This is a genomic window from Vibrio sp. Vb1337 (genome assembly GCF_033338715.1).
Classification (GTDB): Bacteria; Pseudomonadota; Gammaproteobacteria; order Enterobacterales; family Vibrionaceae; genus Vibrio; species Vibrio alginolyticus.
Genome location: NZ_JAWOTD010000071.1, coordinates 1 through 1,655, shown reverse-complemented (window position 1 = coordinate 1,655; position 1,655 = coordinate 1). Strand labels below are relative to the sequence as shown.

Genomic DNA, 1,655 nt, shown 5'->3' with positions numbered 1-1,655 from the left:
TTGGAACAGTTCCACTCGCTCTTTTAACGCACCGTCAAAAATAGACGTTTCCAGTGGTGATTCACTCACCGCTTTGGCAAGCAATTGGTCAAGCACTTCGATCGCCGGCCCTTCCATATCTAAACGCAACGTCTCTTTAAGCGGCGCTTGCCACAATTCAATGATGTTGCCCTGCCACATTGGTTTCAGCCACGAAACAGGCAAACGCAGACGCTGTTTGCCATTGAGCACTTCTACTTGGTCGTTGCCAACCGCATACAAAATCACGTAACCAACATCGCCTTGATAATTCAACTCTAAAATAACCGGTCGATTTTGCTGCATCAGCAAGGGCCAGGTTGCCATTTTTCTTTCACAACGCATGGTGGATTGAGGCTCAGACAAGCAAAGATTATCGCGCACTGATGCTCGATATCCCCAAAGGCGGTAAAGATCATTCACGGCAAGATTGGATTGTTTCTGCGCCAACAGCATATCGCGCTGTACATCAGTTAGCTGCTCACTTGCCATAAGAGGAGCAGGAGCAGGAGTAGACGAAGACGCAGCAACGGGTACTTCCGACATCGGAGCCTTTGGCTTCATTGGCATGTAATTTATTGCAGCCCAGCCGACACCAACCGCTGCCATTACACCAATAGCAGCCGACCCCCAAGCTGGCCATGTAAAAGATTGACGAGGTTTATCTTGCTGGTAAATGTCCGCCTGAAACTGCATGACTTCTTCGCAGGCTTGTTGCACCGTCTGTTTATCGACAACGACACTGCCCTGGTGATAACTCATATTCAATGCTTTATCACAAATCAGGTTGATGAGACGCGGAATGCCATGGCTATACTTCGCAATCAACTTACTGGAACTGCGATGAAACAGTTGCTGATCGCCACCAGCCGTGTGCAAACGAAACGCGATGTAATCCGCAGTCTCTTTCTCATCAAGAGGTAACAGATGATAACGGCCAGTGATACGCTGTGCGAGCTGACGCAACTGCGTAGTCTGTAACAAGCGTTGTAACTCTGGCTGCCCTACCAACAGCACTTTAAGCAGCTTTCTGGTATCGGTTTCTAAGTTCGTTAACAAGCGCAGTTGCTCAAGTACATCGGCAGCAAGATGCTGAGCCTCATCAATGACGAGCAACGTCTGCCAACCCACCTTGTGGTTACGCAGCAAATAATGATGTATGACTTGGTTTAGCTGTTTTAACGTCGCATCCTGCGGATAAGAGATCTTAAATTCATCGCAAATCGCTTCTAGCAGATCTCGGCTCGAAAAAGTCGGATTGAGAATCAGCCCCGCTTTGGTGCTTTCATCTAAATTCGCGAGCATAGCTTTGGCCACTGTCGTTTTGCCTGTTCCTACCTCACCGGTCAGCATGGCAAAACCACCGCCGTCGCCCAATCCCGCATTGAGGTGCGTGATCGCTTCTTTATGACGTTGGCTTAAATACAAATAACGTGAGTTTGGAACAATCGAAAACGGCTGTTCAACAAACCCAAAAAAGTCCTTATACATTAGGATCTCCAGCTAAAAACCCATCCCAAAAGAATCAAATATGATGTAAACATAGTTGCATCTGTTCTTGGGAGTAAAGAAAAGTACCATTGCTTGCTACAATGTCCAACGGCATATCCATAAATTAAGAGGTAATTCGTGCAAGT

At 47.1% G+C, this 1,655-nt stretch carries 1 protein-coding gene; it reads right to left on the bottom strand.

Annotated features, from left to right (window positions below; genetic code table 11):
- Nucleotides 1–1,509, bottom strand: a 1,509-nt coding sequence (locus R7E42_RS23895; protein ID WP_318073074.1) for an ExeA family protein, incomplete at its 3' end; no start/stop codon positions are given.
- Nucleotides 1,510–1,655: the final 146 nt, after the last annotated feature.